This window comes from Paracoccus seriniphilus, from assembly GCF_028553745.1.
GTDB lineage: Bacteria > Pseudomonadota > Alphaproteobacteria > Rhodobacterales > Rhodobacteraceae > Paracoccus > Paracoccus seriniphilus.
On record NZ_CP067131.1, the window covers coordinates 282,805 to 302,371 of the forward strand.

Genomic DNA, 19,567 nt, shown 5'->3' on the forward strand with positions numbered 1-19,567 from the left:
AGGAGATTGAACTCATGACACGCAATATCGCATTGGTGACCGGCGCTGCCCAGGGTATCGGATATGCCTGCGCCGAGGCGCTTGCCGAAGACGGCTTCCAGCTGGTTCTGGCCGATATCAACGCCGAAGGCGTCGAGGAAGCCGCGCGAAAGCTGGGCAATGGCGCTGTCGGCATCGCCTGCGATCTCGGCAATGTCGAGCAGATCGACGCCATGTTCGCGAAGATCGAAGCCGAACTGGGTTTCGTGCACACATTGGTCAACAATGCCGGTGTCGCCCTTCCGGGGAACTTCCTCGACTATTCCCTGGATGACTTCCGCAAGGTGATCGACGTGAACCTGACGGGACTGTTCTATGCTTCGCAACGGGCCTCCAAAGCCATGGTGGCGCAAGAGATCAACGGTTCGATCGTCAATATGTCCTCGATCAATGCCGTTGTCGCCATTCCGGCCATTCCGGCCTATTGCGCCTCGAAGGGCGGCGTCATGCAGTTGACGAAATCCATGTCGCTGGCGCTGGCCCCGCATGGCATCCGCGTGAACGCGGTTGGTCCCGGCTCGATCGACACGGAAATGATGGCTGGCGTGAATGCCAATCCCGAAGCCATGAAGATGGCCATGTCGCGCACGCCTTTGCAACGCATGGGCACGGCGCGTGAGATCGGCGATGTCGTGGCGTTCCTCGCCTCGAAAAAGGCCAGCTATATCACCGGTGAAACCATCTATGTCGATGGCGGCCGCCTTGGCCTGAACTATGTCTGCTGAGGGCCGTCCCATGTCCGGATATGAGCAGAGCTATGCCGCATGGCGGGCCGACCCCGAGGCCTATTGGGCACGGGCGGCCCAGGCCATCGACTGGATCAGACCTGCCGACAAGGTCTTTGATCCTGAGATGGGCAAATTCGGGCGCTGGTTTGCCGGCGCTCAATGCAACACCTGCTGGAACTGCGTGGACCGCCATGTGCAGAACGGTCGTGGCGATCAGACCGCGCTGATCTGGGACAGCCCGGTGACAAAATCCGTGCGGCGCTACAGCTTTGCGCAACTGCTGGACGAAGTCGGTGCACTGGCCGCCGTGATGCAGGATCAGGGTGTCACCAGAGGCGACCGCGTGATCATCTATATGCCCATGGTTGCCGAGGCGGTTTTTGCCATGCTGGCCTGTGCCCGTCTGGGCGCGGTGCATTCGGTTGTCTTCGGGGGTTTTGCCGCGCATGAATTGTCGGCACGCATAGATGACGCCACCCCCAAGCTGGTCATCTCGGCCTCATGCGGTTTGGAAAACACCCGCATCGTCGAATACAAGCCGCTGCTGGACCAGGCCATCGCCGATGCCACGCACAAACCCGCCTCCTGCGTCATTCTGCAGCGCGAGGCACATCGCTGCGAGATGGTCACCGGGCGCGATGTCGATATGGCTGAAGCCGTCGCGCAGGCGAAAGAACAGGGGCGCCGTCCCGATTGCGTCCCGGTCGAGGCCACGGATCCGCTGTATATCCTGTATACATCCGGCACAACCGGGCAACCCAAGGGCGTGGTCCGCGACAATGGCAGCCATATGGTCGCGCTGCATTGGGCCATGGAAAACCATTACGGCACCCGCCCGGGCGATGTGTTCTGGGCGGCCTCGGATGTGGGCTGGGTCGTCGGTCATTCCTACATCTGCTATGGTCCCCTGCTGCAGGGCTGTGCCACCGTGGTCTTCGAAGGCAAGCCGGTCGGATGCCCCGATGCGGGTGTGTTCTGGCGGGTCATTCAGGATCACAAGGTCAATGCCCTGTTCGCCGCCCCGACGGCCTTTCGCGCCATCCGCAAGGAAGACCCACAGGGCGAGCAGATCGGAAAATATGACCTGTCGCAGTTCCGCACGCTGTTTCTGGCGGGGGAACGCTCGGACCCCGATACGGTCAAATGGGCGCAAAGCAAGCTGGACCGCCCGGTCATCGACCATTGGTGGCAAACCGAGACCGGCTGGGCCATCTCGGGCAACCCTGTCGGGCTGGGTGCCTTCCCAATCCGCCTGGGCAGCCCCGGCAAACCCATGCCCGGATATGATGTGCAGGTGCTTGACGATGACGGCCACCCCGTCGCGCCGGGAACGCTTGGCAACATCGTGCTGAAATTGCCACTGCCGCCCAGTTGCTTTCCGACATTGTGGAACGCGCCGGAACGCTATCAAAGCGCCTATTTTGACGAATTTCCGGGCTATTATGCCACTTCGGATGCCGGGATTATTGACGAAGACGGCTATGTCTTCATCATGGCGCGCACTGACGACATCATCAATGTCGCCGGGCACCGCCTGTCGACCGGTGCAATGGAAGAGGTGATCACCAGCCATCCCGACATTGCCGAATGCGCGGTGGTTGGCGTGGCCGATGCGCTGAAGGGGCAAATGCCCGTCGGTTTCTATGTCACCAATTCCGGTGTGCAGCCCGACCCCGAGCGACTTGAACGGGAACTGGTCGCGCTGGTGCGACAGGAAATCGGGCCGGTCGCGGCCTTCAAGACCGCCATCGAGGTCGAACGCCTGCCCAAGACACGTTCAGGCAAGGTGCTGCGCGGCACGATCCAGAAAATTGCCGATGACCAGCCCTGGAAGATGCCGGCGGCGATCGACGACCCTGCGATCCTGCAAGAGATCAAGGCCGTCCTGCAAAATCGAGGCTATGCGCATCAGCCCGCATGATCCGGCCCGACATGAAATGCCCCCGCCCAAGGTTTGCCTTGCGGCGGGGCATACGCCCGGGTCACCCCGGCGTCCGATCACCCCGCCGAACCGACGCGCGAGGAAAACTTGCCGCAGGAACGGTTCCATGCCTTGAACCGCGCGACGATCTGGTCCGCCTGCTGCTTATGGCCTGTCTGTTCCAGAACCTTTCTGTGGATCTGCGCGGTCCGCAATCCACCGGGCACCATGTCATCGACATGAGCGGCAACCTTCAGCGCCAGATCACGGGTCTTGCCCTGACGCCGCAACACGTCGGCCGTCGTGATGTGAATTTCGACGAAATCATGGTCCCGTTCGGAAATACGCTTGAACACATCTATGGCCTGCCCCTTCTTGCCCGCACGCACCAGTGCCACCCCCTGTTCGGCCATATGGCAGATATGCTGCCCTGAAAGCTCGGCGGCCTCGGCAAACCCCTTGAGCGCGGCGCCTTGACGACCTTCGGCCCACATCATCCGCGCCCGGCGAATGGCAATCAGTGAATCGCCGCGGCTTTCATCATAGGCCTCTTCGATCAGGCGTTTGCCGACCTCTTGATCCTCGGCCTGAAAATGCAATTGTCCCAGAAGCGACCTGACCTGCGGTAGCTCCAACTGCCGCCGATAGGTGCTGCGGAAAAACCCGATCATCTTGTGCTGGTTGGGGACATTCCAGAACGCCGATGGCAGGCGCAAAGACTGGATGTCACGCCAATCGCGAATATCCAGTTCAAATGGGATGAAGGACAGCATGCGCCTGTTGGATACCGTCGTGTCGGAGTTCGAGAGTCGCTCGGCTATTGCTGCAAAGCGCGCCACCATCGACCGCTTCAGCAAGACCAGTTCCGGCGCCACCGGATAGAGGCACGCCGGATCGACCTTGGCACCGACAAGCCCCCCGATCAGGATACGTGCAATGGGCAGATTGGGTTGCAGCCATTGGGCGATATGCGCCATGCGCGTCGCCTCTTTGGTCCGGTTGTCGGCAAGCGCAGCCAACCCGGCCCATGCGTAGACCTGCGCATTGCCCAGATCGGTCAGGATCGGCCGCTCTTTCAAGGAACGCGCCAGATTCAGCGCCGCCTCTGAATCTCCTGCCCAGAAATGCTGTTCAGCCAGAAGATCATGGATATAGGACTGGCGAAAGCCGCGATCATGATGCTTTTGCAGAATGGCGCGCGCGACGTGAGGCGTCTTGCGCGCGTTGTGGAATGCGATCAGCTCAGGGAAATTCTGCCCGAGATCGGCGTCACCGGCAAAGACTTCCGGTGACTGGTCCAGTTGCTGCGTCAGACGGTTCAGTGCATGCTCGCGCTCTTGCGCTGTCAGATCAGAGGTGATCGGGATCACCTGACTGTTGCCCAGCAGGGCTGCAAGGCGGGAAAAGGCACTGGCCCCCGGCGCGAAGATCCGCTTGCACAGCGACATCGTGTAAAGCTCGAGAAAATCTCGCTGAAGCGGGGCCAGATCTTCGTCGTCAATCAGCCTTGCGGCCGGGATCACCCGCGGCGACAGCGCACAAAAGGCGTCAATCTCATGCGGGGCGTCGGAAAAGATGACGATTCTCGCATCGGGATCCTGCGCCAAAACGCGGCCAATATGTTCTTCATAGAAGACACGGGGAATGTATTTCGTGGGCCACAACACATTGGAGGGCCGTGCCGCCGGATCAATGATATCACCACGGCGCAGGTGATAGGCCACCAACGCCACATCGCCCAGGCTGTCGCGGATCCGTTCCATCGCCTGCTTGACAACGGGATTGAACTGGATGCTGCCAAGCGTCTGGACAAGGCGTTCGGCCACCTCGCCCTGATCTTCCCATGGCAGCCGCACGACCTGCATGGCCTCGGAACAACGCAGGTTCCGTTCGGCCAGCTGGCGGGTCAACCAATCGCGGTCGCAGCCCGCCGGAAGGTTCTCGACAGCCAGAGCACTTTCCTGCAATTCTCCGAAACCCAGCCGCGTTTCACGATATTCTTCAAGAAAATCCTTTGAAAACAGCTCTTCCGGTTTCTGCAATTCGGGGCTGACGGCTTCGTGGCTGGACCAGGTAAAGGCAAAGCCCGCAGAGTAATCATCGGCGATGCGCTTGGCATTCAACAGCGCCCCTAGCCGGCCGCCCAAACGATCATTGCGAACCGCGATGACCCTGCCCTGTTCTTGAATCGCCATCTCTTGAAAGTATCTCCGCTTATCGTTGTGTCGGTCTAACCACATTCGCGCAGTGTTTTCCAGCAATTGCCCGGCTGGGTGCTTTGCAATATCAACCAAAGGTTGAATTGCCACGTGATACCTTGCCATTTGCCCAAGGCTGCCTCCTTTTCCGGCTTAGACGAAACCCGCCAGATGCAGCAGCAAGCCCAGACAGGCCGCACTGGCCAGCAGGGCCGTCATGCCCATTCGCAACAAGAAAACGCCGATCAAGGCCAAGACCGACAGCGTGGCTGCGGCCGGGTCCAGAGATGACAGGACGGGCAACTCGACATGCAGCAGCCCAACATCCAGCGGCATCGTTTCGCGCCAGACCGTATGCACGGCAAACCAGACCGCAAGGTTCAGGATCACACCCACGACCGCAGCAGTCACCGCAGACAGCGCCGCTGACAGCCTGCGATTGTGGCGCAGCGACTCCATGTAGGGTGCCCCGAAAAAGATCCAGGCAAAACATGGGGCAAAGGTCACCCATGTCGCGATCAGACCGCCAATCGTGCCCGCCAGCAGCGGCATCGGCCATCCGGATTCCCTCAGCGCAGCCAGGAACCCGACAAATTGCAGCACCATGATCAGCGGCCCGGGCGTCGTCTCGGCCATTCCAAGCCCATCCAGCATCTCTGCCGGCTGCAGCCAGCCGTAGCTGCCCACCGCCTCCTGAGCCACCCATGCCAGCGCGGCATAGGCTCCGCCAAAGGTCAGCAGCGCCAGTTTTGAAAAGAAGGTTGCGATATCGGTGAAGACGCCGCCCGGTGACACCAACATCAACAAGGCAACCGGGACCAGCCAAAGCGCCAATGCCGCAAATCCCGCACGATGCGCGGTTCTGCGATCAGGACCATCTTCAGCGCTTTCCTGTCCCAACAGGCTGTCGCTATCCGAGATATGGCCGTCGGGCGCCGAGGCATCCCGGTTGCGGACCTGAAAGGCAGCCACGTCCATCGCCGCCCCTGCCCAGCCGATCAATGCGGCAAGCGCAACGATCAGGGGAAATGGCGCGGCAAAGGCAAACAGCGCGACAAAGGCCGAGATCGCAAGGAAGCGCATGGCATTGTTGCGCAGCGCCTTGCCCGCCACACGTATCACCGCCTGCACCACAATGGCCAGAACCGCAGCCTTCAATCCAAAGAACAGCGCCGCGACAAAACGGATATCGCCATAGGCCGCGTAAATCCAGCTGAGCACCATGATCGCGCTGACACCGGGCAGGATGAACAGCAATCCGGCAACCAGCGCACCGCGCACACCATGCATCAACCAGCCGACATAAGTGGCCAGCTGCTGCGCCTCGGGGCCCGGCAGCAACATGCAGAAATTCAGTGCATGCAGAAAGCGATCATCTCCGATCCAGCGTTTTTCCTGTACCAGGATGCGATGCATGACCGCCATCTGACCGGCCGGGCCGCCAAAGCTCAGCGCCGCGATTCTTGCCCAGACCTTGGTGGCCTCGGCAAGGCCTGGATAGGAATTCTGTTTCATTTCAATGCCCCGCCCATGTTCAGACGGTCATCACAGCGAGCAGGGCAAAGGTCAAGCCCGCGCCAGTCGCTTGGGTCAGTCGTTGGCGAACCCACGGACGGTGCCATCGACCCAGGCCTGCAGCATCACCTGCGCGACCGCGCCCTTGCGGGCCGGGGAAATGCGATCATGCTGGCCTGCCAGCGCCTGCGCAACCTCGGAACGGGAAACCCAGATCGCATCCTCCAGCTCATGCTGATCAATGGTGATCTCGGTCGTCTCGGCCTTGCCGACACAGCCGATCATCAATGACGCGGGAAAGGGCCAGGGCTGCGAGGTCACATAGCGAACCTCTCCCACGACCACGCTGGATTCCTCTTCGACCTCGCGACGGACGGCCTCTTCCACGGTTTCGCCCGGCTCCATGAAACCGGCCAACAGGGAATACATCCGCTCGGGCCAAACCGATTGACGCCCCAACAGAACCCGGTCGCCATCCAGAACCAGCATGATCACAACGGGATCGGTGCGGGGGAAATGCTGTCGTCCGCAGCCGGGGCAGTCAAAGCGCCAGCCAGCGTGACAGACACGGTTTTCATGCCCGCAGTTGGAACAGAAGCGATGGGTGTTGCGCCATTCGAAAATGCCCTTGGCGGCAGCGGCGATCCCGGCATCCCGATGGTCGATTTCGCCCATGATCGTGCGCAGGTCGATGAACTTGCGGGACTGGGACAGATCAAGCGTCCGCTCGTCGATGAAATCTGCCGGTTCCTGATCGGGCGGCGCGATATAGGATACGTCGGCCGCGAAATGGGAAATGCCGTTCTGGTCCAATCCCATGAAGATGGGTGCCTCGGGGCAATCGGCAATCAGCGCATCACCGCTGGACAACCACGCCAGCCGCGGCCCTTCCGGGGTTTCGTCGAACAGCGGCTTGCCTCGCCAGAACGGCGATACCATGCTGGATGGATCGGCCAGACGTGCGGCCATGCCAGCTTCGTCGCTGCGCAACCTGTCGGCGCGGTCCAGAAAGCTGCCTGCGAATGTTACTGCTGTCTCGGGAATCATGGCGCGACATTGCATTTCGACAGGGGGACAGGCAAGGCCTCAACCCCGCTTTTCTGCCCGCTGGCGTGTCTGCCGGTAACTGGCAGGGGTCACGCCCGACCATTTCTGGAAGGCACGATAAAAGGCGCTGGGTTCACGATAGCCCAGGGCCGCGGCAATATCGGCCACCGACAGTTCGGTTCGTGTCAGCATTGCCTCGGCCTGGCGATGGCGGATCTCGTCACGAATGGCCGAGAAGCTCTGCCCCTCGCTTCTGAGCCTGCGACGCAAAGTGGCCGTGGACAGACCCAGATCGCGGGCCAGGGTATCGAAATCGGGCCAGTCATCGGAGGCACAGGCCCGCAAGCGCGCCCTGATGCGGGTCGTCAGATCCTGATCATGGCGATAGCGCAGCAGGATATTTCCGGGGGCCGCCCGCAGAAACGTCTTCAAGGCCTTTTCATCGCGAATGGTCGGAAGGGACAGATATCTTGCCGCAAAAACCAGTCGGCTGTGGGGCTGCCCGAATGTGACCGGGGCGCCGAAGAATTGATGATAATCCGCCCGATCAGGCGGTGCCGATCCCGCGAAATCCACCCGGATCAGCGGCAACCGACGCCCGACCAGCCAGCACAGCACCCCCATCAGGATCAGCCAATAGGTCCGATAGGCAAAGGCCGGACGCGGACCATCGCGATCCGTCAACAGGATCTCGGCCTCGCCATCATGCAGCCGCAGCGTGGCGCGGGGATCATCGAGCACCACGTTCATGAATCGCAGCGCACGGCGCAGGGCGCGTTCCAGCGTCGGCGCATGCAGGATCGCATGGCACATCAGGCTGAAGCTGCCCGGTCGCATCGGTTGTGCCGCAAGGCCGAAGAACTCGTCACCGATCCTTTCGCTGATGATCAGCCACAACCGCCCGTATTGAACATGTGACACAGGCTGGGTCAGGTCAGGATCAATCCCCGCCTCGGCCAGCACCGGCCCGACATCCATGCCCCTGTCCAGCAACGGGCCAAGCGCATCACGGACAAAGCCCGGAAAGATCACTGTCCGTGACATCCCACCCCCTAATGGCAAATTCGATCACTAATTTTGGCCGCTGATGTCATTGTTTGCAATGCTGCAGATGGTCATACTCTTGCCAAGATGAGGACCACTGGTCTCTTCGAGACTTGGCAGGGAGGAGCCAATGACCGTATCCGCAACAGCGCGCACGCGCCCCGCATATCATCAGGCCGCCGGAAATTTCCGCATCGAGGACGCCCTGGCCAAGCTGGAGGGCGACCTGACGGGGGGCGTGAATGCCTGCATCGAATGCTGCGACCGCCACACCGGCAGCAACCGCACCGCCTTGCGTTGTCTGAGCGCGGATGAAACCCTGACCGAATACAGTTTCGAGCAATTGCGGGACATGTCCGCAAGGATTGCCAATCTGTTCGACAGTCTGGGTGTTAAGCCGGGCGATGTCGTCTCGGGCCTGTTGCCGCGCAAGGTGGAACTGGTTGCCGTCGTGCTGGGCGCCTGGCGGCTTGGGGCGGTCTATCAGCCGCTTTTCACCGCATTCGGCCCCAAGGCCATCGAACAGCGACTGAACACCAGCCAGGCCAAACTGATCATTACCGACAGCATCAACCGCGCCAAGCTGGATGACATTCCCGCCTGCCCCCCCGTCGTTACCGTCCGTAGCGAGGGCGACAGCCTGGCAGACGGCGACACCGACTTTCACGCCGCGCTAGCAACGCAGTCCTCGGTGTTTGCGCCGGTCATACGGCGGGGCAATGATCTGATGATGATGATGTCGACATCGGGCACCACCGGCCTGCCCAAGGGTGTTCCGGTGCCGATCCGTGCCCTGCTGTCCTTTGGCGCCTATATGCGCGACGCGGTCGATTTGCTGGATGACGATGTATTCTGGAATATCGCCGATCCTGGCTGGGCCTATGGTCTGTATTATGCCGTGACCGGCCCGCTGCTGCTGGGGCAGGCGACCACGCTGTTCGAAGGCGGCTTCAGCGCCGAAAGCACCTATCGCATCATTCGCAAGCTGGGCGTGACAAGCCTGGCAGGATCCCCGACCGCCTTTCGCCTGCTGCTCGCTGCCGATCCTGAACTGGCCTGCGATGTCAAAGGCCAGCTGCGCGTGGTCAGCAGCGCGGGAGAACCGCTGAATCCCGAGATCATTCGCTGGTTCGACGACTGCCTTGGCGTGCCGGTCCATGACCATTATGGCCAGACCGAACTGGGCATGTGCGTCAACAACCACCACGGTCTGGATCATCCCGTGCGCCCCGGCTCGGCCGGTCTGGCGATGCCCGGATATCGCGTCGCGGTGCTGGATGATGACGGAAATGAGCTTGGCCCGAACCAGCCCGGGACATTGGCCATCGATATCGCCAATTCCCCGCTGCTTTGGTTCAGCGGATATCACAACAAACCGACACCGGCGATTTCGGGCGGCTATTACCGCACCGGCGACAATGTGGAATTCGAACCGGATGGCTCGATCAGTTTTATCGGGCGTTCCGATGACGTGATCACATCTTCGGGCTACCGGATCGGACCGTTCGATGTCGAAAGCGCCCTGATCGAACATCCCGCCGTGACCGAGGCTGCGGTGGTTGGCGTTCCCGATCCCTCACGCACCGAGATCGTCAAGGCTTTCGTGATACTGGCCAAGGGGCACGAGCCGACGGTTGATCTGGCCGAGGAACTGCAACAACATGTCCGCAACCGGCTTTCGGCCCATGCTTATCCGCGCGCGATCGAATTCGTCGCGGAATTGCCCAAGACCCCCAGTGGCAAGATTCAACGATTTCTTCTGCGCAAGGCGGAAATCGCCAAACAGCAAAACGCATAAGGAGCCCGGATATGCAGCTTGAGAACAAGGTTTTCCTGATCACCGGCGCCGGATCGGGTTTGGGCGCAGCCGTTGCCGACATGGCGGTGCAGGCAGGCGCGAAAGCGGTCCTGCTGGACATCAATGTCGAGTCCGGACAGGCCAAGGCCGATGCGCTTGGCGATGCCGCGCGCTTTTGCCGGACCGATGTGACCCGCGCCGAGGACGGCCTTGCCGCGATTGCGCAGGCACAGCTGGATTTCGGCAGGATTGACGTGCTGATCAATTGCGCGGGTGTCGCACCGGGCGAAAAGATCGTCGGCCGCGACGGTCCGCATGATCTGGACCGCTTTTCCCGCGCCGTCACGATCAACCTGATCGGCACCTTCAATATGCTGCGCCTCGGCGCCGAGGCCATGACGCAGAATACGCCCGATGATGGCGGCGAGCGGGGCGTGATTGTCAACACCGCCTCGATTGCCGCCTATGACGGCCAGATCGGTCAGGCGGCCTATGCGGCATCCAAGGGAGGTGTGGCGGCACTGACCCTGCCCGCCGCGCGCGAACTGGCCCGCCATGGCATCCGGGTCGTGACCATCGCGCCGGGCATCTTCAGCACCCCGATGATGGCGGGATTGCCGCAGGATGTGCAGGACAGTCTGGGCAAGACAGTGCCCTTCCCCCCGCGTCTGGGCAGACCCGAGGAATATGCCTCGATGGTGCGCCATATCATCGAGAACACGATGCTCAATGGTGAAGTGATCCGCCTTGATGGCGCATTGCGCATGGCACCGCGCTGAACCCGAAGGGATAATAGCTATGGAACATTCGAAAGATCCAATCGTGATTGTCGGCGCAGCACGCACCCCGATGGGCGGTTTTCAGGGCGATCTGGCCGGGGTAGCCGCCGCCGATCTGGGCGCTGCGGCCATTGGTGGGGCGCTGACGGCTGCCGGGCTGGACGCCGCAAGGGTCCAGGAAATCGTCATGGGCTGCGTTCTGCCCGCTGGTCAGGGGCAGGCCCCGGCACGGCAGGCCGCGCTGAAGGCGGGCCTGCCGCTGGATGCCGGGGCGACGACGGTCAACAAGATGTGCGGCTCGGGCATGAAGGCAGCGATGCTGGTGCATGACATGATCCTTGCCGGAAGCACCGAAATTGCCGTCGCGGGCGGAATGGAAAGCATGTCGAACGCTCCCTACCTGCTGCCCAAGGCGCGTGGCGGATACAGGATGGGACATGGGCAGGTCATGGATCACATGTTCCTCGATGGCCTTGAAGACGCCTATGACAGGGGCCGCCTGATGGGAACCTTCGCCGAGGACTGTGCCGAAGCCTACCAGTTCACCCGCGAGCAACAGGACGATTATGCCATCTCCTCGCTGACCCGTGCCCAGCAGGCGATCGAAAGCGGAGCCTTCGCCGCCGAGGTCACCCCGGTCACCGTCAGATCGCGCAAGGGTGAGTCTCAGGTTACCATCGACGAACAGCCCGGCAAGGCACGTCCAGACAAGATCCCGACCCTGCGCCCCGCCTTTCGCGAAGGCGGCACGGTGACAGCGGCGAACTCCAGCTCGATCTCGGATGGTGCGGCGGCGCTGGTGATGATGCGCGCCTCGCAGGCCGAAGCATTGGGCCTGACCCCGCGCGCGCGCATCCTTGGCCATGCGACGCATGCGGACAAACCCAGCCTGTTCCCCACCGCGCCCATCGGTGCCATCCGCAAGCTGATGACACGCACGGGGCTGGATCTGGGACAAATCGACCTCTTCGAGGTGAACGAGGCCTTTGCCGTTGTCGCCATGGCCGCCATGCACGATCTGGGCCTGCCCCATGACATCGTGAACATTCACGGTGGCGCCTGTGCGCTGGGACATCCCATCGGCGCATCCGGCGCAAGGGTTATGGTCACCCTGCTGGCAGCACTGGAGACCCACGGGCTGGAGCGCGGCGTCGCCTCGCTGTGCATCGGTGGCGGTGAGGCGACAGCCATCGCCATCGAGAGGCTGAGCTGATGCAACTGACCGAAGAACAGGAACAGATCCGCGAGGCCGCACGAGATTTCGCCGTCAATGCGCTGGCCCCTGGCGCGGCACAGCGCGACCGCGATCACGCATTTCCCCGCAACGAGCTGACCCAGATGGGTGAGCTTGGCTTCCTGGGCATGCTGGTTCCCGAAGCCCATGGTGGCGTTGAAACCGGGATGATCGCCTATGCGTTGGCGCTGGAAGAGATTGCGGCAGCAGATGGTGCCTGTTCGACCATCATGTCGGTGCATTCCTCGGTCGGCTGCGTGCCAATCCTGCGCTTTGGCACCGATGATCAGAAATCGCGTTTCCTGCCTCGCATGGCCTCGGGCGAATGGATCGGCGGCTTTGCCCTGACCGAACCGCAGGCCGGATCGGATGCCTCTGCGCTGCGGACGCGGGCGCGGCGCGATGGCGACCATTACGTGCTGAACGGATCAAAACAGTTCATCACCTCGGGCAAGAACGGGCAGGTGATCATCGCCTTTGCCGTGACCGACCCCGATGCCGGGAAAAAGGGCATCTCGGCCTTCATCGTCCCGACCGACACGCCGGGGTATGAAGTTGTCTCGATCGAACACAAACTGGGTCAGCATTCCTCGGACACCTGCTCGCTGGCCTTCAACGAGATGCGGATTCCTGCTGAAAACCTGCTGGGAAAAGAGGGCGAGGGCTACAAGATCGCGCTGGCCAATCTGGAGGGTGGCCGGATCGGCATTGCCGCTCAGGCGGTAGGCATGGCGCGCGCGGCCTATCAGGCGGCGCTGGACTACGCCAAGGAACGGATCACCTTTGGCAAGCCCATCGCCACTCATCAGGCAATCGCCTTCAAGCTGGCAGATATGGCAACGCGGATCGATGCCGCCCGGTTGCTGGTGCTGAGGGCGGCGGCGCTGCGCGAAGCCGGGAGGCCCTGTCTGACCGAAGCCTCGATGGCCAAGCTTTTCGCCTCGGAAATGGCCGAGAAGACCTGTTCGGACGCCATCCAGATCCATGGCGGATATGGCTATCTTGCCGATTACCCGGTCGAAAGGATCTATCGTGATGTCCGGGTCTGCCAGATCTACGAAGGCACCAGCGAGGTGCAACGACTGGTGATCGCGCGCGGCCTGTAGGGCATCACATGACGATCAGATGCGGGGCATGGAGAGATCCATGCCCCGCTTTGCTTGCGATCAGCGCGCTTCATTGACGATGCGGATCTGCGTGAACTCGGCCAGACCTTCCTCGGCGAATTCGACGCCCAGCCCCGATTGCTTGACCCCGCCAAAGGGGATGTTGGGACCGAATTCAAGATGCTTGTTGATCCAGACCGTGCCGCTTTCCATGCGTTCGGCCACATGACGGTTCAGATCGCGATCGCTACCCCAGACCGATCCGCCCAGCCCAAGATCCAGACCATTGGCACTGGCCAAGGCAGACTCGACATCGTCGAACCGGATGACCGGCAGGATCGGCCCGAACTGTTCCTCATCGACGATCTGATCGCCATCATTCACATCGGCCACGATGGTCGGCTGGATGAAGTAGCCGCGCCCTTCGACAACCTCGCCGCCCGCCACGACCCGGCCATCGCGCCGTGCCTGATCAAGGAATCCCTTGACCTTGTCGAACTGCATCCTGTTCTGCAGCGGCCCGATCGTGGTGCCCTGTTGCAGACCATCCCCCACAACGGCCTCACGCGCCAATGTTGCCAGACGGTCGCAAACCTCTTCATAGATCGAGTCATGCACATAGGCGCGTTTGATCGCCAGACAGACCTGCCCGGCATTCATGAAGGCCCCGGCAAAAAGCCCCGGCGCCACCTTTTCCGGATCGGCCCCTGGCAGCACGATGGCGGCGTCATTGCCGCCCAGTTCCAGCGTCAGGCGCTTGATCGTCGACGCCGCGCTGGCCATGATCTTCTGCCCGGTCGCGGTCGAGCCGGTAAAGGAAATCTTGGCCACATCCGGATGGGCGGTCAGCAGCGCGCCCAGATCATTCTGATCGGTGATGACATTCACGACGCCAGCGGGCAGCAGATCGGCCAGGATGGTCCCCAGACGCAGGGTGGTCAACGGCGTGGTCGGCGATGGTTTCACCACCACGGTGTTGCCCGCCAACAGCGCAAGCGGCAGTTTGAAGGCAACGATCAGCAACGGGAAATTCCAGGGAATGATCGCCCCGACAACCCCCAGAGGACGGCGATACTGCTGGACCAGACGGGCGTCATTGTCCTCGATGACCTTCACGGGCAGGTCATAGCTGGCCAGATGCCGGATGAAGGCACAGGTATAGGCGACTTCGGCAGTGGACTCGGCCAACGGCTTGCCCTGTTCCTGTGTCAGAAGGCGCGCGAATGCCTCGGCATCGGCTTCAAGACGATCCGCGATCTGCAGGATCAGCGCGCGCCTTTCGGTGATCGGCCTTTCGGCCCATGCGGGGAAGGCCACCTTGGCAGCGGCAACCGCCTGATCCAGTTGGGCGGCCGATGCACGGGGCGCCCGCGCCAGCACCTCTTCGGTTGCGGGGTTCACCACCTCCATGCTGTCATCGCCCTCGACCATCCGGCCATCGATCAGCAATCTGTAATCGGTCATCTCATCTCTCCCTAGGATTGACCGATCTTCGCTGCACCCCCGTCGCGATTCTTGCCAAATGCGGCCAATCGCCACGGCGCTGCCGGTCCATGGGAATAACTGGCCGGAAATGTCAAACGCCGTTTTGCCAAATTTGCGGGCAGAATGGCGATAGATTGTTGAAATTATGGTGTTTCACAACTGCCCACAGGACTGGCGCCAATTCTGCCTGACGCTGGGTCGGATCGCCGCAATATGGTAAGCATACTGCATCAGGGAATTGCCGGGCCAAGACGCAATAGGTTGTCACCCGGTTCAGCCACGGGGAACACCATGCAAAAGTCATGGATTCGCGGAGCCGTCGTTTCAATGTTGCTGGGCACGGATGGTGGTTCCGTTGCCGCCAACACCTCTGCTCCGCTGCCAGCAGGGATGCCGCTCGAGGCATTTGTCGCCCATCTTGAACATAATCGCGCGCAGACGCCGGATGGTTCGATGTCCTGGCGGACCGGCGAAGAGATCAGGCTGCGCGATATCGGCATTGCGGGTCATGCAACCAGGGCCCGGAACTGTCTTGGGGATGCCCTGCGTGTCTTTGCCCGCGGCTTTCCCACCGTGCAATCCAACAGCAATGTCTGCGTGGACGTCACCAACGATGAGGTGCATGTCTCGTATCGCGTTCTGGATCCCCGCATCTGGCCGCGCCGCGCCGATGCCGAACTGACCCTTGGCCTGATCCACGGAATCTGCTCGCGCTATGGCGTCACCCGTGATGCGTTCCTCGACCTCAGTTTCGAGCATGAAACCGACAGCGCCATGCGCGCGCTGGCCCACCACCTGGGTTTGACCCCGCGTTTCGGAGCGGAGACCAACCGCATCATCCTGCCTGCCAGCGTGCTCTGGAATACGCGCCGCGATCCCGCCCGTGATGACGATGTCACGGCCTATGGCAAAAGGCTGGACCACGCGCTGGTCGAACTGCGAAACACCACCCCGGTCTCGCAACGGGTCTGCGAACTCATCCTGACCGGGATGGATCGCGGCATGGTCAGTCAGGCGATGGTCGCCGGTGAGATGGGCATGTCGGAACGCTCATTGCGGCGCGCCTTGGCGCAGGAGGGCCAGCCATTCCATGACCTGTTGGGCGAATGCCGCCGCAGTGTCGGATTGGCCCAATTGGTCCGCAGCAGGCGGCAGTTCGGCGAGATCGCCCTGTCGCTGGGATACTCCGATCAAACCGCCTTTTCCCGGGCCTTTTCGCGCTGGTATGGCATGTCCCCGCGCGAGTTGCGCAAGATGGGCAGCGAAGCGCTCAAGGTGATCACCTGATCGAAAGGCCCGTCGCGAACCGGACCGCTATGGGCAATGAATATCCGGGTCACGGCGGTGCATTCACGGTCTATTGCTGTCAGAATGCGGTGACAGGCCCGATCATCAATCTCGGAAAATGCCTCGTCAAAGATCAGCACATCTGCCGGTCGCAACAGCGCCCGCGCAATCGCGACCCGCTGTCTCAGGCCGCCTGACAGATTTGCCGCCGTCTCGGTCAAGACGGTATCCAGCCCCTTTTCACCCCGCGCCCATAGGGCCAGATCGGCCCAGTCCAGAACCTGCCACAGACGCGCATCATCGGCATCCGGATCAGCCAGCACAAGATTGTCGCGCAGCCGCCCGCGCAGCAGCGCGGGACGCTGTGCCAGATGGGTGATGCGCGAGGTCAAGGCTGTCGGACGCAGGTCTGAAACGGGTTCTCCATTCAATTTCACGCTCCCTTCGGCCAGCGGCGCATCGCGTGTCAACACCGCCATCAACCGGGATTTTCCGATGCCTGATGGTCCATCCAGCAAGACCTTGCTGCCTGGCGCGAACCGGGCGCTGACCGCATCATGCAGGGCATTGTCAGCCCTTGCGTCTTTCAGGTCGATCACCAGCGGCCCTGCGGGAATGGGCGATCCGCCATCCATGCGTTGTGCCGACATCACCCCATCAAGACGCTGCGCGGCAACCTTGGCGCGGGCCTGCGCGTGATACAGACCCAGCAGATTGCGCAGCGGTCCCGACATCATGCCTGCATAGGCAAGAAAGGCAACCAGAGTGCCGATCTGCCAGCTTCCGGCAATCACCTGCCAGCCACCGACCAGCAGAATGATCCCGCGCAGGCTCGCCGTGATGGTCTGGCTGACCGCGCCGACCGTCTCGGACCACAGGCGTTGCTGCATCAGCGCGCTCAACTGCCCCTGCTGGGCCTGGGCGAAATTTTCCTCGCCCTGATCCAGGGCATTCAGACCGCGCAATGTCGCGCGCGAGGACACGGTTTCCGCCATCTGCGACGAGAGATTGCCGCGCCACTGCCGGACTGTCTGGGCCAGGCGTGTGGTGCGCGGACGCGCCCTGCTGAGGAACCACAGTTCGAAGGGTGCAGCCAGCAAAGGCAACAGCGCCATGCGCCAATCCAGCGCGACCATCAGCACGATGCCTCCGGTCAGACGGAAGACGGCCCCAACAGCAACCAGAACGGTATCGAAGGCAAAACTCTGAATCTCGGCGCAATCACCGTCCAGACGCGCCATGGCTTCGCCCAAAGGCGGATCCGGCAGAAACGGGTCTCGGGCCAGGGTCGCGCGAAACAGCCGACCGCGCAGATCGACCAGCATTCGCGCCGAGGCCCGCAGATGCAACATGGCATTGACCATCCCAAGCCCGACAGTCCCCAGCCCGACGGCAAATGACATCAACGCCCAGAAGACCAGCGCCGGCATGTCCCCGGCCATGATCCCCGCATCGATCACTTGCCGGGTCAGCATTGGCAGGGCCAGCCCCAGACTGGCCGCCGTCAATGAAAAGCCCAGCACGACCAGCGCCCCCGGCATGGCGCGGCGCATGATGGGTGTGATCCAGGTGGCCGTCTCCGCCCCAAACAGCAGCCGCGCGATCCGCCCTGTCAGAGCAGCATCAGCCATGGGACGCCCGCCTCTGTTCGGGGCCGATATGGCGACAGCGCCCGCGCAGCACATGCCATGCCTGATCCCCGGCCATCACGCCTTGCCGGGCCATGATCGCTGCAAGATGACCGGCGACGCGGGCCGTGCCGATGCTGGCTCCGCCCATCCCCGCCTGCCCCCGTTCAGGAGAATTGCACCACGCCCCCAGAACATCGGGACGCGGCAGGGACAAATCATCCCAGCCGCAGCGCGCATCGCCCGTTGCCGCGATGACATGGGGATATCCGGCGGGATAGCAGCCTTTGCCCTGCGCGGGATGGGCCGAAACCAATGGGATCTGCGCCCCTGCCAATCGCGTGCAGGCGTCGCGCAGGGTCCTGCGGTCAGCAGCAAGGCCAAGGCTGAGACAGATCAGATGCGGGCGCAGTTCTGGTGCCAGACCACCCAGCCAGTCCAACGCCGCCGCAACCCGCGCCGCACTGGTGACGGGACGATCCTCGAACACCTGGGCATGCCGGATCAGAACATCGGGGCAGGCACGCCGGATCACGCTGTCGACGGCACTGCCGTGGCCAAGCCGGTCAGGCCCGGCAGGCGCGCAAAGACCATCTGCACGGAAGGCCCGATGCCCCTGCCCATCATCCAGATGATCACGGACCGGGCCGCCGCTGTCTATGACGCCGACCCGGATCATCCTACTCCTCGCGGGTAAAGAGGCGCACGCTGGCCAGCGACATCGACGCATTGCCCGGCAGATCGACCTGACCCTTCTTTTCCAGAGTCTGCGCATCATAGGCCGCCAGATCTCCAAGCGCCCCACCCAGCCAGACCGTGCTGCCGTCGGTCGAGACATTCACCGAGTAATAGCTGTGAGGCAGTGACACCCGCTTGATCGACTGATTGCTTTCCAGATCAAAGCTTTCCAGCACGTTATAGGCACCATAAGCTCGGGTCTTGTCCGGGCTGACGGCGGTCGAGAAGTAGAAGACATCCATGATCCGCACTTCGCGCATGCTCATCTGGCCGCTGTCCAGATCCATTGTCAGCATACCGGTCCGATAGGCCTCGGGATCGGCCGGATCCTTCGCCGTCAGCGCCGTATAGAAAGGCACCGACATGACATGCGAGGATTCATATTGGCTCCAGACCGCCAGAACATCGGGCTGTGTATAGGTTTCCGGTCGCCAGCTTTGAATCGGCAGGTCCTCGATCAATTCACCCGTGGTTGCATCCATGACATGCATGTTGCGTCCCAGACCATAGATCCGGGTGCCATCGGTGGAATAGGCCAGAACCGTGATCTGGCGCGGTGCCTCGAAGCGGGCGGTCTCCTGCATGGTTTCTGTATCGAACAGTGCGATACGCGTAGGCTGAACCTCGTAATGGGTCAGATCCAGCTTGACCGGGCTTTCATAGACGGCCAGCGTCTTGCCATCGGGGGACAATGCGAAACCGAACAGCGACTTGACCCGCTCTTCCGGGCTGCTCAGATCGACACGGGCCACGGTTTCGCCCGTCTCCAGATCAATCTTCACGAAGCTTTCTGTCTTGTTGATCGTCGAATAGGCGTATTTCCCGTCGGGCGCCACGATGGGCACCATTGGCGTCGGGCCGGCATCCTCGACGGTGATCGTATTGACGACCTTCATGTCCTGGGCATCGACGACGATCAGCTTGTCAGGGCGCGCGGGGGCCAGAATGAAATCACGTGCGATCGCAGGCGTGGCCAGCATCGCAACCGAGGCCAAAAGCGGCAAAAGAGACTTGCGCATC

At 62.0% G+C, this 19,567-nt stretch carries 15 protein-coding genes; 7 read left to right on the forward strand and 8 right to left on the reverse strand.

All coding sequences use genetic code 11. The annotated features are described in order from the left end of the window. Positions 1-14: 14 nt before the first annotated feature. Both JHW44_RS17705 and JHW44_RS17710 read left to right on the forward strand, forming a co-directional pair. Positions 15-764 (forward strand): SDR family NAD(P)-dependent oxidoreductase, encoded by a 750-nt coding sequence (locus JHW44_RS17705; RefSeq protein WP_089345639.1) that lies wholly within the window; start codon positions 15-17, stop codon positions 762-764. A gap of 10 nt (positions 765-774) precedes the next feature. Further along, a complete protein-coding gene (locus JHW44_RS17710) occupies positions 775-2,688 on the forward strand; it encodes a propionyl-CoA synthetase (protein WP_089345640.1) in 1,914 nt (637 codons plus the stop codon). Positions 2,689-2,765: 77 nt separating this feature from the next. Here the strand turns inward: JHW44_RS17710 and JHW44_RS17715 are convergent, their stop codons facing one another. From JHW44_RS17715 to JHW44_RS17730, 4 genes are all read right to left on the reverse strand, one after another. Continuing rightward, positions 2,766-4,883, reverse strand: a complete 2,118-nt coding sequence (locus JHW44_RS17715) for an O-fucosyltransferase family protein (RefSeq protein WP_089345641.1) — start codon at positions 4,881-4,883, stop codon at positions 2,766-2,768. Between the two features lie 156 nt (positions 4,884-5,039). Next, complete coding sequence (gene chrA / locus JHW44_RS17720; RefSeq protein WP_089345642.1) at positions 5,040-6,401, reverse strand: chromate efflux transporter; 1,362 nt, start codon at positions 6,399-6,401, stop codon at positions 5,040-5,042. A 75-nt stretch (positions 6,402-6,476) separates the two neighbouring features. Then, positions 6,477-7,448: an NAD(+) diphosphatase gene (gene nudC, locus JHW44_RS17725; RefSeq protein WP_089345643.1), complete on the reverse strand. Its 972-nt coding sequence runs from the start codon at positions 7,446-7,448 to the stop codon at positions 6,477-6,479. Between the two features lie 39 nt (positions 7,449-7,487). After that, positions 7,488-8,492, reverse strand: coding sequence for an AraC family transcriptional regulator (locus JHW44_RS17730; protein ID WP_089345644.1), 1,005 nt, complete (start codon positions 8,490-8,492; stop codon positions 7,488-7,490). 130 nt (positions 8,493-8,622) lie between these two features. On the opposite strand from JHW44_RS17730, the gene JHW44_RS17735 reads away from it, so the two are divergent. The 4 genes from JHW44_RS17735 to JHW44_RS17750 are packed head-to-tail and all read left to right on the forward strand — an operon-like array spanning position 8,623 to position 13,409. Further along, entirely contained in the window at positions 8,623-10,290 is a 1,668-nt protein-coding gene (locus JHW44_RS17735) for an acyl-CoA synthetase (RefSeq protein WP_089345645.1), read from the forward strand. An 11-nt stretch (positions 10,291-10,301) separates the two neighbouring features. Next, positions 10,302-11,069 (forward strand): 3-hydroxyacyl-CoA dehydrogenase, encoded by a 768-nt coding sequence (locus JHW44_RS17740; protein WP_089345646.1) that lies wholly within the window; start codon positions 10,302-10,304, stop codon positions 11,067-11,069. A 19-nt stretch (positions 11,070-11,088) separates the two neighbouring features. Beyond that, positions 11,089-12,282: an acetyl-CoA C-acyltransferase gene (locus JHW44_RS17745; protein ID WP_089345647.1), complete on the forward strand. Its 1,194-nt coding sequence runs from the start codon at positions 11,089-11,091 to the stop codon at positions 12,280-12,282. Continuing rightward, positions 12,282-13,409, forward strand: a complete 1,128-nt coding sequence (locus JHW44_RS17750) for an acyl-CoA dehydrogenase family protein (RefSeq protein ID WP_089345648.1) — start codon at positions 12,282-12,284, stop codon at positions 13,407-13,409. Before JHW44_RS17745 ends, JHW44_RS17750 begins: the two co-directional genes overlap by 1 nt. Positions 13,410-13,469: 60 nt before the next feature. Here the strand turns inward: JHW44_RS17750 and JHW44_RS17755 are convergent, their stop codons facing one another. After that, complete coding sequence (locus JHW44_RS17755) at positions 13,470-14,873, reverse strand: aldehyde dehydrogenase family protein (protein ID WP_089345649.1); 1,404 nt, start codon at positions 14,871-14,873, stop codon at positions 13,470-13,472. A 312-nt stretch (positions 14,874-15,185) separates the two neighbouring features. Here JHW44_RS17755 and qhpR point away from each other — a divergent pair, with 312 nt between their 5' ends. After that, entirely contained in the window at positions 15,186-16,181 is a 996-nt protein-coding gene (qhpR, locus tag JHW44_RS17760; RefSeq protein WP_089345650.1) for an AraC-like transcriptional regulator QhpR, read from the forward strand. Here the strand turns inward: qhpR and JHW44_RS17765 are convergent. From JHW44_RS17765 to peaD, 3 genes are read right to left on the reverse strand one after another with little or no spacing between them, the layout of a single operon-like run. After that, entirely contained in the window at positions 16,085-17,812 is a 1,728-nt protein-coding gene (locus tag JHW44_RS17765) for an ABC transporter ATP-binding protein (protein ID WP_089345651.1), read from the reverse strand. The genes qhpR and JHW44_RS17765 overlap by 97 nt on opposite strands. After that, positions 17,805-18,488: a subtilisin-like serine protease QhpE gene (qhpE, locus tag JHW44_RS17770; RefSeq protein ID WP_089345652.1), complete on the reverse strand. Its 684-nt coding sequence runs from the start codon at positions 18,486-18,488 to the stop codon at positions 17,805-17,807. The genes JHW44_RS17765 and qhpE overlap by 8 nt, the downstream gene beginning before the upstream one ends. Before the next feature lies 1 nt (position 18,489). Next, positions 18,490-19,566: a quinohemoprotein amine dehydrogenase subunit beta gene (gene peaD / locus JHW44_RS17775; RefSeq protein ID WP_089345653.1), complete on the reverse strand. Its 1,077-nt coding sequence runs from the start codon at positions 19,564-19,566 to the stop codon at positions 18,490-18,492. Position 19,567 lies beyond the last annotated feature (1 nt).

Coding starts and splice junctions, on each gene's coding strand:
- JHW44_RS17705 (WP_089345639.1), top strand. CDS start 15: ATGACACGCAATATCGCATTGGTGACCGGCGCTGCCCAGGGTATCGGA.
- JHW44_RS17710 (WP_089345640.1), top strand. CDS start 775: ATGTCCGGATATGAGCAGAGCTATGCCGCATGGCGGGCCGACCCCGAG.
- JHW44_RS17715 (WP_089345641.1), bottom strand. CDS start 4,883: ATGGCGATTCAAGAACAGGGCAGGGTCATCGCGGTTCGCAATGATCGT.
- chrA (WP_089345642.1), bottom strand. CDS start 6,401: ATGAAACAGAATTCCTATCCAGGCCTTGCCGAGGCCACCAAGGTCTGG.
- nudC (WP_089345643.1), bottom strand. CDS start 7,448: ATGATTCCCGAGACAGCAGTAACATTCGCAGGCAGCTTTCTGGACCGC.
- JHW44_RS17730 (WP_089345644.1), bottom strand. CDS start 8,492: ATGTCACGGACAGTGATCTTTCCGGGCTTTGTCCGTGATGCGCTTGGC.
- JHW44_RS17735 (WP_089345645.1), top strand. CDS start 8,623: ATGACCGTATCCGCAACAGCGCGCACGCGCCCCGCATATCATCAGGCC.
- JHW44_RS17740 (WP_089345646.1), top strand. CDS start 10,302: ATGCAGCTTGAGAACAAGGTTTTCCTGATCACCGGCGCCGGATCGGGT.
- JHW44_RS17745 (WP_089345647.1), top strand. CDS start 11,089: ATGGAACATTCGAAAGATCCAATCGTGATTGTCGGCGCAGCACGCACC.
- JHW44_RS17750 (WP_089345648.1), top strand. CDS start 12,282: ATGCAACTGACCGAAGAACAGGAACAGATCCGCGAGGCCGCACGAGAT.
- JHW44_RS17755 (WP_089345649.1), bottom strand. CDS start 14,873: ATGACCGATTACAGATTGCTGATCGATGGCCGGATGGTCGAGGGCGAT.
- qhpR (WP_089345650.1), top strand. CDS start 15,186: ATGCAAAAGTCATGGATTCGCGGAGCCGTCGTTTCAATGTTGCTGGGC.
- JHW44_RS17765 (WP_089345651.1), bottom strand. CDS start 17,812: ATGGCTGATGCTGCTCTGACAGGGCGGATCGCGCGGCTGCTGTTTGGG.
- qhpE (WP_089345652.1), bottom strand. CDS start 18,488: ATGATCCGGGTCGGCGTCATAGACAGCGGCGGCCCGGTCCGTGATCAT.
- peaD (WP_089345653.1), bottom strand. CDS start 19,566: ATGCGCAAGTCTCTTTTGCCGCTTTTGGCCTCGGTTGCGATGCTGGCC.